Origin of the sequence: Rhizobium sp. SEMIA 4085 (assembly GCF_013004495.1) — a bacterium.
Taxonomy (GTDB): Bacteria; Pseudomonadota; Alphaproteobacteria; order Rhizobiales; family Rhizobiaceae; genus Rhizobium; species Rhizobium gallicum.
The window spans coordinates 1-13,653 of the sequence record NZ_JABEPH010000143.1 but is presented as its reverse complement, the minus strand read 5'-3'; the positions used below and the strand labels follow the sequence as shown (position 1 = coordinate 13,653).

The 13,653-nt window shown below is 59.4% G+C and carries 12 protein-coding genes; 5 read left to right on the top strand and 7 right to left on the bottom strand.

The features are described 5' to 3' along the window. Positions 1-179 precede the first annotated feature (179 nt). Complete coding sequence (locus C9413_RS15930) at positions 180-1,520, top strand: pilus assembly protein TadG-related protein (protein WP_039846785.1); 1,341 nt, start codon at positions 180-182, stop codon at positions 1,518-1,520. A 24-nt stretch (positions 1,521-1,544) separates the two neighbouring features. Here the strand turns inward: C9413_RS15930 and gor are convergent, their stop codons facing one another. The 3 genes from gor to rpiA all read right to left on the bottom strand — a co-directional run bounded on the left by gor (position 1,545) and on the right by rpiA (position 4,333). Then, positions 1,545-2,930 (bottom strand): glutathione-disulfide reductase, encoded by a 1,386-nt coding sequence (gene gor / locus C9413_RS15925; protein ID WP_039845067.1) that lies wholly within the window; start codon positions 2,928-2,930, stop codon positions 1,545-1,547. 111 nt (positions 2,931-3,041) lie between these two features. Further along, a complete protein-coding gene (locus C9413_RS15920; protein WP_039845068.1) occupies positions 3,042-3,617 on the bottom strand; it encodes a DUF2059 domain-containing protein in 576 nt (191 codons plus the stop codon). Between the two features lie 17 nt (positions 3,618-3,634). Continuing rightward, positions 3,635-4,333, bottom strand: a complete 699-nt coding sequence (gene rpiA / locus C9413_RS15915; protein ID WP_039845069.1) for a ribose-5-phosphate isomerase RpiA — start codon at positions 4,331-4,333, stop codon at positions 3,635-3,637. Positions 4,334-4,476: 143 nt separating this feature from the next. Here rpiA and C9413_RS15910 point away from each other — a divergent pair, with 143 nt between their 5' ends. Then, on the top strand, positions 4,477-5,235 hold the full coding sequence (locus C9413_RS15910; RefSeq protein ID WP_052451525.1) for an HAD family hydrolase: 759 nt from the start codon (positions 4,477-4,479) through the stop codon (positions 5,233-5,235). Between the two features lie 675 nt (positions 5,236-5,910). On the opposite strand, the gene C9413_RS15905 is transcribed toward C9413_RS15910, so the two are convergent. Beyond that, complete coding sequence (locus C9413_RS15905; protein ID WP_039846787.1) at positions 5,911-7,773, bottom strand: murein L,D-transpeptidase; 1,863 nt, start codon at positions 7,771-7,773, stop codon at positions 5,911-5,913. 407 nt (positions 7,774-8,180) lie between these two features. On the opposite strand from C9413_RS15905, the gene fumC reads away from it, so the two are divergent. Then, positions 8,181-9,572 (top strand): class II fumarate hydratase, encoded by a 1,392-nt coding sequence (gene fumC / locus C9413_RS15900; RefSeq protein ID WP_039845070.1) that lies wholly within the window; start codon positions 8,181-8,183, stop codon positions 9,570-9,572. Between the two features lie 160 nt (positions 9,573-9,732). Here the strand turns inward: fumC and C9413_RS15895 are convergent, their stop codons facing one another. Continuing rightward, positions 9,733-9,873, bottom strand: a complete 141-nt coding sequence (locus C9413_RS15895) for a hypothetical protein (RefSeq protein WP_170250622.1) — start codon at positions 9,871-9,873, stop codon at positions 9,733-9,735. Positions 9,874-10,142: 269 nt separating this feature from the next. Here C9413_RS15895 and C9413_RS15890 point away from each other — a divergent pair, with 269 nt between their 5' ends. Next, positions 10,143-11,750 carry a fumarate hydratase gene (locus tag C9413_RS15890; protein ID WP_170250621.1) on the top strand — a complete coding sequence of 536 codons (1,608 nt, stop codon included), beginning with the start codon at positions 10,143-10,145 and terminating at the stop codon, positions 11,748-11,750. Between the two features lie 6 nt (positions 11,751-11,756). Here the strand turns inward: C9413_RS15890 and C9413_RS15885 are convergent, their stop codons facing one another. Continuing rightward, positions 11,757-11,897: a hypothetical protein gene (locus C9413_RS15885; RefSeq protein WP_170250620.1), complete on the bottom strand. Its 141-nt coding sequence runs from the start codon at positions 11,895-11,897 to the stop codon at positions 11,757-11,759. 293 nt (positions 11,898-12,190) lie between these two features. Here C9413_RS15885 and C9413_RS15880 point away from each other — a divergent pair, with 293 nt between their 5' ends. Further along, positions 12,191-13,258: a GGDEF domain-containing protein gene (locus C9413_RS15880; protein WP_039845072.1), complete on the top strand. Its 1,068-nt coding sequence runs from the start codon at positions 12,191-12,193 to the stop codon at positions 13,256-13,258. 24 nt (positions 13,259-13,282) lie between these two features. On the opposite strand, the gene C9413_RS15875 is transcribed toward C9413_RS15880, so the two are convergent. Then, the coding region (locus C9413_RS15875) for a pyridoxamine 5'-phosphate oxidase family protein (RefSeq protein WP_170250619.1) at positions 13,283-13,653 on the bottom strand (371 nt) is incomplete at its 5' end.

Here is a 13,653-nt window from a genome sequence, read left to right as displayed (position 1 = left end):
TCCTCGTTATGAGGTAACCTCTCTGTGTCGCCTTCTATCACTCCCTCGGGTTTAAGTTAAATAAACCATGAATTTGTGGGGGTAATAAAGCAATTTGTGGCAAACCCGAAGCTGAAACTGCCCGCCATGAAGAGCGCGCTGTGTCTTCGCCGATGATCGGCCCGATCCTGGGGAATGATATGAAGAAGCTGGCGCGCCGCCTTGTGGGCGATCGTTCGGGAAACTTTGGAATAATGACAGCATTGCTTGCCGTGCCAGTCCTCGGCGCGGCGGGTATGGCAGTCGATTTTGCCCATGCGCTCAGCCTCAGGACCCAGCTCTATGCGGCGGCGGACGCAGCGGCTGTGGGTGCCATTTCCGAGAAATCGCCGGCGGTGGCCAAAGCCATGACCATGCAGGGTGATGGGACCATCACCGTAGGCTCTGAAGACGCACAAAAGATGTTCGTGGGTCAGATGGCCGGCGAAACGAGCGAGTTGCCGATAGATCTTGAAATCAACGTTACGAAGACCGGCAGCGTCATCGAATCACGCGTGGCCTTCAGTGCTGTTATGCCGACCACCTTCATGCAGCTTCTGGGCCGCCAAAACGTCACCATCGGCGGCACCGCGACAGCGCAATACCAGACACCGTCTTACATGGACTTCTACATGCTTCTGGATAACACTCCTTCGATGGGAGTCGCCGCGACGCCGGATGATATCGAGCGAATGAAACATGCCACCAGATTTGGCAACGCTAAGGGCAAGGACGCTAAGTGCGCTTTTGCCTGCCATATCGTCTCCGAGAACGGTGTCGAAGACAAAACCAGCTACTATAACGTCGCACTAAACAACAACATTCCGATACGGATCGATGTGGTTGCGCAGGCGACAAAGGCACTGATGCAGACGGCCGAGCAAACCCAGACGGTTAAGGGGCAGTTCCGCATGGCCGCTTACACCTTCGGCAAGACAGCCCAGGATGCGCAGCTTTTCAAAGTCGCGGAACTGGACGAGAACCTGTCGACAGTCGGCGACGCGACTAAGAATATTAAGCTTATGAGCATCCCCTTTCAGAACTACAACCAAGATCAGCAGACCAGCTTCGACGATGCGCTCACCAAAATCGAAAAAGAGATCAAAGAAATTCCCGGCCAGGGCACGAGTAGCGCGGACCGCCAGAAGATCGTCTTCTTCGTCTCAGATGGTGTGGGTGACCACGCCAAGCCCACAGGTTGCACCAGCCCGAAAGGCAGGGTCAACAGCACTCGCTGCATCGAACCTATCGATACGAAGTTCTGCGAATATCTGAAAAAAAAGAATATCAAGATAGCCGTTCTTTATACGACCTATCTGCCCCTAGAGGACAACGGCTTCTGGAAGGACTGGGTTAAACCGTTCGACGGCAGCATCGCCACCCGAATGCAAGAATGTGCGAGCCCCGGCTACTTTTTCCAGGTGTCCCTGACGCAAGGCATTTCCGAGGCTATGGACACCCTCTTCCACAAGATCGTCAGCACGCCGCGCCTCACCAGGTGATCGAGGCGCCACCCAACGCGAACCTCAAACACGCTCGCCATTCCGGATTCGATAGCTCGGCACATACATCGTCACCAGCTCTTCCGCCGCCGTGGGGTGCACCGCCATGGTGCGGTCGAAATCCTCCTTGGTGCATCCGGCCTTCAGCGTGATCCCGAGGATCTGCGCCATCTCGCCGGCGTCATGCCCGAGGATATGGGCGCCGACGACCTTGCGGCTTTCTGCATCGACGATCAGCTTCATCAGCATCTTTTCGGACCGGCCGGACAGCGTCGCCTTCAGCGGCCGGAACTGCGCCCGGTAGATCTCGAGCTCCCTGTAGCGTTTCGCCGCCTCCTCTTCCGAAAGGCCGACCGTGCCGATCTCGGGCTGGGAGAAGACAGCCGTTGCGATTAGCTCGTGATCCGGCTTCGTCGGATTGTTCTTGTATTCCGTCTCGATGAAGCACATCGCCTCGTGGATCGCGACCGGCGTGAGCTGTACCCTGTCGGTGACATCGCCGAGTGCGTAGATGTTGTCGGCGCTCGTCCGCGAATATTCGTCGACGACGATCGCGCCGCGCTCGTTCGTTTTCACACCTGCCACCTCAAGCCCAAGCCCGTCGGTATTCGGATCACGTCCGAGCGCGAGCAACACGGCGCCGGCATTCAGTGTGCCATTATTCAGGGTCTCGACGGCAAGCCCTTGCTCGCCCTTCGACACCATTTCCAGGGTGTCGCGGCACAGGATGCGAATACCCTTGGCAACCATTGCCTCGTGCAGGCCGCGGCGCAGATCCTGGTCGAAGCGAGAGAGGATTTCCGCCCCGCGGTAGACCAGCGTCGTCTCGACACCCAGTCCATGGAAGATATTGGCAAATTCCACGGCAATATAGCCGCCGCCCGCAATCACGATCGCCTTCGGCAGGTCTTCGAGATGGAACGCCTCGTTGGAGGAAATGCAAAGCTCGTGTCCCGGAAGCGCCGCATGCGGGTTCGGCCGGCCGCCGGTCGCAATGACGATGGTCTTAGCCGTCACCGTCTCACCGGTCTTCACTAGCCGGATCGTATGCGCATCGACGAGCTCGGCGCGCGTCTCGAGGATTTCCGCATCCGCGCCGGAAAGTCCCTTCTTATAGAGCCCCTCCAGCCGCGCGATTTCGGCGTCCTTGGCAGCGATCAGCTTCTTCCAGTCGAAAGAGCTTTCCCCGACCGTCCAGCCGAAGCCGGCGGCATCCTCGAAATGCTCCTGATATTGCGACGCATAGACGAACAACTTCTTGGGCACGCACCCGCGGATGACGCAGGTGCCGCCGTAGCGGTATTCCTCTGCGATCGCGACCTTCTTGCCGAGCGACGCGGCAATGCGCGCGCTTCGCACGCCCCCCGAACCGCCGCCGATGACGAAGAGGTCGTAATCATAGGAAGACATGGACGGGTGCTCCGTTAGGAATCGGCAGGAATGGCTCGATGGATATAGTATCTGCGCCTGCAAAAACAAAAGCCCGGACGATGCCGGGCTCTTGCGATAACATCAGCCGTGTCAGGGCTTTGCAGCAGGAGCAGGCGCACCTGCCGGCTTGTCGCCGGCCGGGGGAGTTTCCGGCACAGGCTCTACCTTGATGACCTTGCTGAGTTCCGTATTGGCATTCTTCTGGAGATCGCGGGCAATGCCCTGCGCCCAGATATCGGCTGCCCTGTTCGTTTCCCGCGAAGCGACGGGGCCGTCCTTCAGAAGCTTCTTGCCGACCGGCGAGTTGTAGAAGTCGGCGATGGCCTTCAGCTCTTCAACCGTGAATGCCTTTGCATAGTTCGTTGCGGCTTCCTTCTCGAGATCGGAGCGGCGCGGTGCGAGCGCCAGAGCCTGTGCGTCGACCGTTGCGCTGATCACGTCTTCGTAGTTCGGCGAATCCTGAATGAGGCCGGCCTTCAGGCGTTCGGCGAGGCCGGGCAGGATATTGTCGAACTGCGCCGTTGCGCCAATGGCGGCAACGGCTGCACGCGCGGCCTTCAACTGCTCGTCGGAAATTTCCTGCGCCTGCGCAGCTGAGCCGAAAGCGATGCCGGAGAGAATAACCGTCGCGGCGGCAAAACGGCCAAGACCTGCAAATTTCTTCATGAGTTTCTGTGCTCCTGTTATCTGTTCGCCTGCAGCGTGCGCGCACCCGCTGGACCCGCGATGATCGCAAGTGACGCCATATTGAGAAAAAGCCCGTGCTCGACGACGCCGGGTATCGAATTCAGCTCGCTCGAAAGCGCGTCTGCATCAGGAATGCGGCCAAAAGATGCGTCGATGATGTAGTGGCCGCCGTCCGTGGTAAATTCTCCGTCACCGGATTGGCGAAGTGTCAGGCTGCCGGTCAGACCGAGCCTGGCAGCCTTCCTTTCGATCGCGATCCGTGTGGAAACGAGACCGAATGGATTGACTTCGATCGGCAGCGGAAACTGGCCGAGCGTCTCGACCAGCTTGCTCTCGTCGGCAATCACGATCACGCGGTCTGAAGCCGCCGCTACGATCTTTTCGCGCAGCAACGCCCCGCCACCGCCCTTGACCAGGCGCAGGCTCGCATCGATTTCGTCGGCGCCGTCGACCGTCAAGTCGAGTTCCGGGAGTTCGTCGAGAGATTTCAGCGGTACGCCGAGTTCGACGCAAAGCCGCGCCGTGCGCTCCGACGTCGGGACACCCTCGACCCTGAAACCACCGGCAACCTTCTCCGCGAGCAGGCGAACGAACTCCTCTGCCGTACTTCCCGTCCCGATCCCGAGGCGCATTCCACTCTCGACGTGGGTAAGAGCCGCCTCGGCGGCCTTGATCTTCATTTCGCGGGCGTCCATGCGCCGCCTACTCCGGTTGTTTCGTTGGATGTGCTGTTTACACGGCTCGTATGGCAAACGAAAGCCAAAATAATAGCAGGAAACCGAAATGCGAAAGCATCGCGCTGCGGCGTTAAGGCCATAGTCTTGGCGTTGCTTTTTCAATGCCCATCACCTACTCCGGGAAGACCGGATTTCATGAAGAGGCAATTTCCTTGACCCCTGCCCTTGTCGTATTCGATCTCGACGGCACGCTGCTCGATACCCATGCCGATCTCGTCGAGAGCCTGAATCTCACGATCGCCGCGCTCGATCTCGCGCCCGTGACTTATGCCGATCTAACCCATCTCGTGGGCCACGGCGCAAAGGTGATGATCGAGCGCGCCTGCAGGCTGCGCGGCCACCCGCTTTCGGAGAGCGAGCTGCCGCCGCTGCTGGAACGCTTCATCGCCCATTACACCGATACGATGCCCGGTCATACACAGCCATATCCCGGCCTGATCGCCGCCATGGATACTTTAAAAATCGAGGGATACAAACTCGCCGTCTGCACCAACAAGCTGGAATCGCTGGCGCTGACGCTTCTGCGGAAACTCCACCTCACCGGTTATTTCGACGCTATCACCGGCGGCGACACCTTTCCGGTCCGCAAACCCGATGCGCAGCACCTGACCGGCACGATCGAACGCGCCGGCGGCATACTGGCACGCAGCATCATGATCGGCGACAGCCTCAACGACATCGCCGTCGCTAGAAACGCCAACGTCCCATCGATCGCCGTCCCCTTCGGCTATTCCGACGTGCCGGTCGAAACGCTGCGCCCCGACCGGATCATCCTGCACTATGACGAACTGACGCCCGAACTCGTCGAAACCGTCATTTGCGATTTTGCGCGGTCGAACGCGGTGGCTGCTTCTCGCTGAAATTCCCGATCAAGCGCGCGGCAAACTCATTTGGACCGCAGCTCCACTATATGTCGATTTATTCGAACTTCCTCGCGCGTGCTCTCAAATATGAATGCCTTTGAACAGAGTGCTTGCAAGACGGTCAGCGACCCGGAGCCGGGTCAGCCGATTTAGGGGAGCTTGGACCGCGATGTCGGTGGCAATGGCGATCCACAACGCAATGAAGAATGGGCCAGGTGCAGATCCTTGGGTTCGGAAAAGTGGAACTATCCCCAAGTCACGGTTAGGTTTCCGCCGCTGCGCCACGCAATACTTCGTCGACCGAAACGTTGAAACGCGCATAGTCAGTCAAGAAACCAGAGATATCCCCGAGGACCTTCCGCATATCGAAAGTACGGGAAAGCGTTCTCGCACGACTGGATCAAGAACGATCTCGTAGCCTGGAAAATTCTGCCGATAACCGCCACGTCGGCGAATACAACATCGTGAAGGTCGATGGCGGCTTGCATCACTACATGGCTGGCTGATCCGCCCGTAAGTATTGCGCCAAGATTCAAGAATGCAGCAGGCCAAAAGCCCCGCGTCCTCATCCCCGCTTCGGACTCGTCGCACTCCTGCTCTCGGGTGCGGCACGGAGCACTTCGCGCCGGCGGCGATCCCGAAGACCGCCGCCCCATTCCCGATCGAAAACAATCAGATCTGAGCGTCCCGCGCCTTCGTCGTCGTCTCGAATGCCTTCTCGACATAAGCATCGCGGCCATAGACATCGTCGAAATATTCCACGACCCCGTCCTTGTTTGGCCATGCCGTGAAGTAGGACACGTAGACCGGAATTTTCTGCGGAACCGAGACCGCCTTGTTCTGGCCAGCGGCGATCTGCCTTGCCACATCGGCGACGCTCGTGTTGAGCACGGCCGCCGCCATCGCGCGCGGATCGGCAAGACGCACGCAGCCATGGCTCAGCGCCCGCATGTCGCGCTTGAAGAAGCTCTTCGAGGGCGTGTCGTGCATGTAGATCGCATGGCTGTTCGGGAACAGTATCTTCAATTCGCCCAAGGCATTGTCGCCGCTCGGCGGTTGGCGCACGGAGACATTGGAGGTCGAGCCGTACCAATCGACGCTGGACGACGGAACCGCATGGCCGTTGATCGCTACTTCATAGCCGAGACGGTCGAGATAATTCGGGTCGGCGCGCAGCTTCGGCAGCATTTCGTTGATAATGATCGACTGCGGAACGCCCCAGAACGGATTGAACTCGACGGTCTCGATCTCATCCTGGAAGAAATAGGTCTGGTTGGATTTCTGACCGACCACGACGCGCATCGACAACTGTTCCTTGTTGTCGTTGTGGTAGTAGACCATAAAGGCCGGCTGGTTGATGAAGACGTAGCGCGAGCCGAGATCTTCCGGCAGCCAGCGCGCCTGCTCCATCGCGACGGTGAGCTTGTCGATCTTCGAAGCGTTGCTGTCGCCGCCAGTCATGATGCGGACGGTCGCCTGGCCGATTACGCCGTCCGGCTTCAGATTATGTTCCTTCTGGAAACTCTCGACCAGCGAAACGAGCTCGGGCGAGTAGACGAAGCCGCCGCTATAGGCGGCAAGCGTTGCCGCATGCTGCGCCTTCAGCGCTTCTGAGGCGTGCTTGCCGATGGCCTTGACGATATTGGCGACTTCCGGCGAGCTGTCGCCCGGGCGCAGCAGCCGATCGAGCGAGATCGTGATCGGCTCGTCGCCAGCCGTCTCGGCCTTGAGCTTGTCGAGTTCCTCCTTGAGTGCCGCGAATTGCGGGCCATCCGGCGTGCGGCTGGTCAGATAGGCGCCGATATCCGGGCTCATGCGTGCAAGCTTCAGAACCGGACCGAGGTTGACCTGCTTGCGCCTGAAATCGTGGTAGCCCGAAATCTTGTTCGGATCGATGCGTCCGCGCACCGTATCCTGGACATAGGCGAGCACCTTCGAGGAAAGCTGCAGCTCGAACTGCGTAAGAGCGCGGTCGCGGGCGGCCGGATCCGGATTGGACGGGTCGACGGCCGGCAGGTCGACGGTGTAGTCGGCCGGGTCGAGGCCGACGGAACCGACACCGGAAAGGAAACTCATCGCCGCCTTGGCACGATCGTTGATCTCTGCGCCGGTCAGCCAGACAAAGGGGTTCTTGGAGCTGCCGTAATAGGCTTCGAGAGCCTTTGCGACGTTTACGTCGGCGCGAACCTTCGCTTCGGCGAGGAACTGGCGTTCGACGACGACCGGCCCCATGGCCGCTTCACCGGACGCAGACGCGATCGCACCCGTCACCGTCGGCTCGGCAAACTTGGCGATATTGACGAAGCGCATCGCGTCCGGCTTGTAGGTATAGTAGCGCGGACCGCTGACCTTCGGTAGCGGCATGGCCGGCATTTCGCCGAACTCGCCTGGATTGGCGGGATTGATGATCGGGGTCCGCTCGCGGTGGCCGCGGATCATGTCCATCAGCGTATAAGCATGCGCCGGCGCGGCCATCGCCGCAAATCCGCAGGAAAGTGCCAGTGCGGAGACCGCACCCTTGAAAAACGATGTCATGCTTTTTTCCAGTCCCAGTATCACGCTGTCCTTGGCATAGGCGAAGCCCATATCAAAATTCATATAGTCTGGCTTTCCCGGTCCATTGGCAGAAACCGGCTCCGAGCGCCAGAAGCACCGGCACAACTTGTGTGACGCCGTCAAAGCGTGCCGCCGGCAAGCAGTTCACACAAAATTATGAAATTATTAGTTAATTTTTTACCGAATTTCGCGCGATTGCCACAGTGGTCAAACGCGCCCTCCAGGCATAAAGTTTCAAGCGTGTCCTAAAAACCACGAAGAACGCCTAAAACATGAATAATGCTGTCATATTTCGTCTCCGGCCCGGTTTTCTTGAGGTCCGTTCGGACCTATAAGACCGACCTGAAACGAACGCGCTCCGGCGAATGCGACAGGAAGGCATGGCTATGACCTCGACCCGTACCGAAACAGATACCTTTGGCCCGATCGACGTGGCGGGCGACCGATATTGGGGCGCCCAGGCGCAGCGCTCGCTCGGCAATTTCAAGATCGGTTGGGAAAAGCAGCCGCTATCGATCGTGCGCGCCCTCGGCATCGTCAAGCAGGCAGCCGCCAGGGTGAACATGGAACTCGGCCAGCTCGATCCGGCAATCGGCAAGGCGATCGTCGACGCCGCTCAAGAAGTCATCGACGGCAAGCTCAACGAGCATTTCCCGCTCGTCGTCTGGCAGACAGGTTCGGGCACGCAGTCGAACATGAACGCCAACGAGGTGATCTCCAATCGGGCGATCGAAATGCTTGGCGGCGTCATGGGGTCCAAGAAGCCGGTGCATCCGAACGACCACGTCAACATGAGCCAGTCTTCGAACGATACATACCCGACAGCCATGCACGTCGCCTGCGCCGAGCAGATCGCCCACCACCTGCTGCCGGCCTTGAAGCACCTGCATGCGGCCCTCGACATGAAGGTCGTCGAGTTCAACCACATCATCAAAATCGGCCGCACGCATACCCAGGACGCGACGCCGCTGACGCTCGGGCAGGAGTTCTCCGGCTATGCGGCCCAGGTCGGCTCCGCCATCAAGCGCATCGAGCTGACGCTTCCCGGCCTTTGCGAACTGGCGCAGGGCGGCACCGCCGTCGGCACCGGGCTCAACGCGCCAGTCGGCTTTGCGGAAAAGGTGGCGGAGGAGATCGCGAAGATTTCCGATATGCCGTTTGTCACGGCGCCCAACAAGTTCGAGGCGCTTGCCTCCCATGACAGCATGGTTTTCAGCCACGGCGCCATCAATGCCGCAGCAGCCGCCCTCTTCAAGATCGCCAACGACATCCGCCTGCTCGGCTCCGGCCCACGTGCCGGCCTCGGCGAGCTGTCGCTGCCGGAAAACGAACCGGGCTCGTCGATCATGCCGGGCAAGGTCAACCCGACGCAGTGCGAGGCGCTGACGCAGGTCTGCGCCCACGTCTTCGGCAATCACGCCGCCCTCACCTTCGCAGGCAGCCAGGGTCATTTCGAGCTCAACGTCTATAACCCGATGATGGCCTATAATTTCCTGCAGTCCGTCCAGCTTCTCGGCGATGCGGCTATTTCCTTCACCGACAACTGCGTCGTCGGGATCGAGGCCCGCGAAGACAATATCAAGGCCGGCCTGGAGCGTTCGCTGATGCTCGTCACCGCGCTTGCCCCGACGATCGGCTACGACAACGCCGCCAAGATCGCCAAGACGGCGCACAAGAACGGCACGACGTTGAAGGAAGAAGCACTCGCAAGCGGGCTCGTCACCTCCGAACAGTACGACGAGATCGTCCGCCCCGAGCAGATGATCGGCCCGAAATAAGCCGGCGCGATCTCGTCCGCCAGACCTGTCCGGCAGTCGAAAGCTGATGGGCGATCGCCCTGAAACCAGCTGGCCGAAAAAAGGCTCGCAGAGAACTGTCACGATTGGCCCGTTTGCGGGCCGGGCGGGTTTCTACTGGCTGCCGGAAGCTCCGGCCCCTTCAAGGACCGGCATAGAAAACCTCGGCAGGATTAAGCCTTGCAAGGATTTCCGTGTAGAAGGGGCCGGTCGGATAACCGCTCCCTTTGCCGAAGACGATTGCAGCGCTGCTGACGATGACGAGAACCATCGCTGACGACAAAAAGTGATGATGCTGAGACCTTTGTATCGTTGTATCTCTTTGCTCAACCTGTTCGGCGTTCTGCCCGGCCCTGATATCTGTGCTCGCTGAAATCCGGTTTAAAGCCCGTATAATCGCAACTGATCATGCATGAACGCCGAATAATCACGCCGCTGTGGTCGTCATACTGACGGGGAGCAACTATGCCTGCTTGACGATTGCATTTGCGGTTCGCCCGATTTAGATCGGTTCCAAACTGTGCGATGCCAATCTCAAGAAAGGTCACTTCGATGGCTGACGATCTCTTCCCGCTCGGCAAGGACACCACCCCTTACCGCAAGATCAGCAGCGACCACGTCTCTGTTGACAGCTTCAGGGGACAAGAGATCCTGACGGTAGAACCAGAGGGCATGCGGCTGCTTGCCGAAACTGCCTTTGCCGACATCAACCATTTGCTGCGGCCCGGCCACCTGAAGCAGCTTGCCGCCATCCTCGACGATCCGGAAGCAACCGAAAACGATCGTTTCGTCGCCTACGACCTTTTGAAAAACGCCAATATCGCCGCAAGCGGCATCCTCCCAATGTGCCAGGACACGGGTACTGCGATCATCATGGGCAAGAAGGGCCGCCGGGTGTGGACCGAAGGCGGCGATTACACAGCGCTCGCACAGGGCGTGATGGATGCCTATGAGAAGAAGAACCTGCGCTATTCGCAACTCGCGCCTCTCAAGATGTTTGAGGAGAAAAACACCAAGAACAACCTGCCCGCCCAGATCGACATTTATGAGGAAGGCACAGATTCCTACGATTTCCTCTTCGTCGCCAAGGGCGGCGGTTCGGCCAACAAGACCTTCCTCTATCAGGGCACGCCGTCGCTTCTGACGCATGACCGCATGATCGACTTCCTCAAGGAAAAGATCCTGACGCTGGGGACGGCAGCCTGCCCCCCCTACCATCTGGCGATCGTCATCGGCGGCACCTCGGCCGAAATGAACCTCAAGACCGTCAAGCTCGCTTCGACACGTTACCTCGACGCCCTGCCGACGGAAGGCTCCGAGAGTGGCCACGCCTTCCGCGATGTCGAGATGGAAAGGGAAGTCCACAAGCTGACGCAGCAAATGGGCGTCGGCGCCCAGTTCGGCGGCAAATATTTCTGTCACGACGTGCGCGTCATCCGCCTGCCCCGCCACGGTGCATCGCTGCCGATCGGCCTCGGCGTTTCGTGTTCGGCCGATCGTCAAGCCAAGGGCAAGATCAGCCGCGAGGGCATTTTTGTCGAACAGCTGGAAACCGATCCGTCCAAATATATGCCGGCGATCGACGAGACGAAGCTGTCGGATTCGGTGGTCCGCATCGACCTCAACCGGTCGATGGCCGCCCTCCTTGCGGATTTGACGAGCCATCCGGTCAAGACCCGCCTGTCGCTGACGGGAACGATCATCGTCGCGCGCGACCTTGCCCATGCGAAAATCCGCGAACGCCTAGACAAGGGTGAAGGCATGCCGGACTACATGAAGAACCACCCGGTTTATTATGCCGGTCCGGCAAAGACGCCAGTCGGCTACGCCTCGGGCTCCTTCGGCCCGACCACCGCCGGCCGCATGGACAGCTATGTCGACCAGTTCCAGGCCTTCGGCGGCGCGATGGTGATGCTTGCCAAGGGCAACCGTTCCCGCGCCGTGCGCGAGGCCTGCAAGGCGCATGGCGGCTTCTATCTCGGCTCGATCGGCGGCCCGGCCGCCCGCTTGGCGCAGGATTGCATCAAGAAGGTCGACGTCCTGGAATATCCCGAACTCGGCATGGAGGCCGTCTGGAGGATCGAGGTCGTGGATTTCCCGGCCTTCATCGTCATCGACGACAAAGGCAACGACTTCTTCCAGGAACTCAATCTGGGCTGAGTGCCGTCAATGAACCACGGCGGTCTTGCGCGGATCGACCTCCTGGGTGCTGGCCAGGCTATTCAAAGCCTGAAAATCGGCAGCGCCCAGCGATTCTTCGGCGCTTACGCTGGCGAGGATATCGGTGCGGAACGCGCCCTCGTGCACCTCGCCCACCGTTTACAAAAGAGTACATTTTCGACACCAACTGTCAACAAATTGGAGACGATCAAAAACAATCGTCGGAAATGCTGCATAGTTTGGAGTTTTTGCGGAAAATGCGCAAAAATTTGAGGAGTACTCGGGTTTTCGCCCTAGATTTCCGTCGCCTAGTATTTCATCGCCGGCAGACTAGAATACTCGCATCTAATCTTTAGTATATATGCCTTTAATCCTTTCCCAACGAATTTAAGCTACTGAATAGAAGATTGCCTTCGAAATCTCATTGAGGAGTATGCCGAATGACTGCGGCTGCAGCGCCAAAGGCGCAGGTTCCCGACGTGGCAGGTCAGATCACCTATGCCATGCGCTCGATGGGGGTCGCGCCAATCCCGCGCAATTACGAGCTCTTCTATGAGGCCTATATCGGCTCCAACCCCGCCTTGACGCGCGACCTTGCCGCCCTTGGCAGCCAGGCCAGCCAGGAAGAACTCGACGCGCTCGGCGCGCAGCATTTCACCCATTCGCCCGCCCGTGTCTTGGACGACGCCCACACGCGCATCGCCGCGGAGCTCGAAGGGCTACTGCGCGTCCTGCGCCAGGAGCAGACCTCGCTCGAAAGTTACAACAAGCTGCTCGGCGAAACCTGCAAGCGCATCAATTCCAAGAGTGCCGCCAGCCTCGAACTCATAGAAAACGCCATCACTATTCTCACCGAGGCGACCGGCGATACGATGGCGCATGGCGAAAGGACTGTGGAGAACGTCGCCCAGCGCTCGCAGGAGATGGACCGGGTCCGCAAGGAACTCGATGAATACAAGCGCATAGCCAATACCGACTCGCTGACGCGCCTTTCCAACCGCCGGGCCTTCGACGATCGCCTCGCCGCCGTCTTCGACAATCCGGCACTGAAGCCCATCACCGCGCTGGTACTTGCCGATATCGACAATTTCAAGAAGATCAACGACACCTACGGCCATCCGGTCGGCGACAAGATCCTCGCGACCGTCGCCTCCGTCATCCGCGCCAATGTCCGCCGCGATATCTTCGTCGCTCGCACCGGTGGTGAAGAGTTCGCGCTGATCGTCGACGGCAATACGCCGGAGGAAGTGATGAGCATGGCGGAGCGCATCCGCCGCACGCTCGAGGCGACTCCCTTCAAGAATTCCCGCACTCGCGTGAATTATGGCCCCGTGACCGTCTCCATGGGTGTGTGCATGGCATCGAACGCCGACGATCCGGGCGAGCTTTACTACAAGACCGACATCGCTCTCTACGGCGCAAAGAACGCCGGGCGCAACTGCTGCATCCTCTATCAGGATGGGATGCAGAAAGACTTCAGCAAGAGCTGGCTGATCTACAAGTCGTAGCAGTCACCATTCGGTGACGGCTGCCTACCACATCGTCTTTGCCGCACGGCCCGCCCACTCCCGGTCGTAGGTATCGTGATCGAAATCTTCGGCCGCCGCCTTGAGCATCAGGCCGGGGGTCGGCAGCTTCGCCGGATCGGCAAAGTTCTCCGGGTTCCAAAGCTGCGCTCGCATAAGAGCGCGGGCGCACTGGAAATAGACCTCGTCGACGGTGATCACCACGATGGTGCGCGGGTGCTTACCATCCATCTCGAAACTTTCGAGCAGCGTCTCGTCGTTCGACACCATCCCACGGCCGTTGATGCGCATCGTCGTGTTCGAACCCGGCACCAGGAACATGAGCGCAAGGCGCGGATCGCGCACGATATTTGAAAGCGAATCAACGCGGTTGTTGC

Excerpts from the sequence above, each read along its gene's own strand:
- fumC (WP_039845070.1), top strand. The coding sequence starts at position 8,181 with ATGACCTCGACCCGTACCGAAACAGATACCTTTGGCCCGATCGACGTG.
- C9413_RS15930 (WP_039846785.1), top strand. The coding sequence starts at position 180 with ATGAAGAAGCTGGCGCGCCGCCTTGTGGGCGATCGTTCGGGAAACTTT.
- C9413_RS15920 (WP_039845068.1), bottom strand. The coding sequence starts at position 3,617 with ATGAAGAAATTTGCAGGTCTTGGCCGTTTTGCCGCCGCGACGGTTATT.
- rpiA (WP_039845069.1), bottom strand. The coding sequence starts at position 4,333 with ATGGACGCCCGCGAAATGAAGATCAAGGCCGCCGAGGCGGCTCTTACC.
- gor (WP_039845067.1), bottom strand. The coding sequence starts at position 2,930 with ATGTCTTCCTATGATTACGACCTCTTCGTCATCGGCGGCGGTTCGGGG.
- C9413_RS15880 (WP_039845072.1), top strand. The coding sequence starts at position 12,191 with ATGACTGCGGCTGCAGCGCCAAAGGCGCAGGTTCCCGACGTGGCAGGT.
- C9413_RS15910 (WP_052451525.1), top strand. The coding sequence starts at position 4,477 with ATGCCCATCACCTACTCCGGGAAGACCGGATTTCATGAAGAGGCAATT.
- C9413_RS15890 (WP_170250621.1), top strand. The coding sequence starts at position 10,143 with ATGGCTGACGATCTCTTCCCGCTCGGCAAGGACACCACCCCTTACCGC.
- C9413_RS15905 (WP_039846787.1), bottom strand. The coding sequence starts at position 7,773 with ATGACATCGTTTTTCAAGGGTGCGGTCTCCGCACTGGCACTTTCCTGC.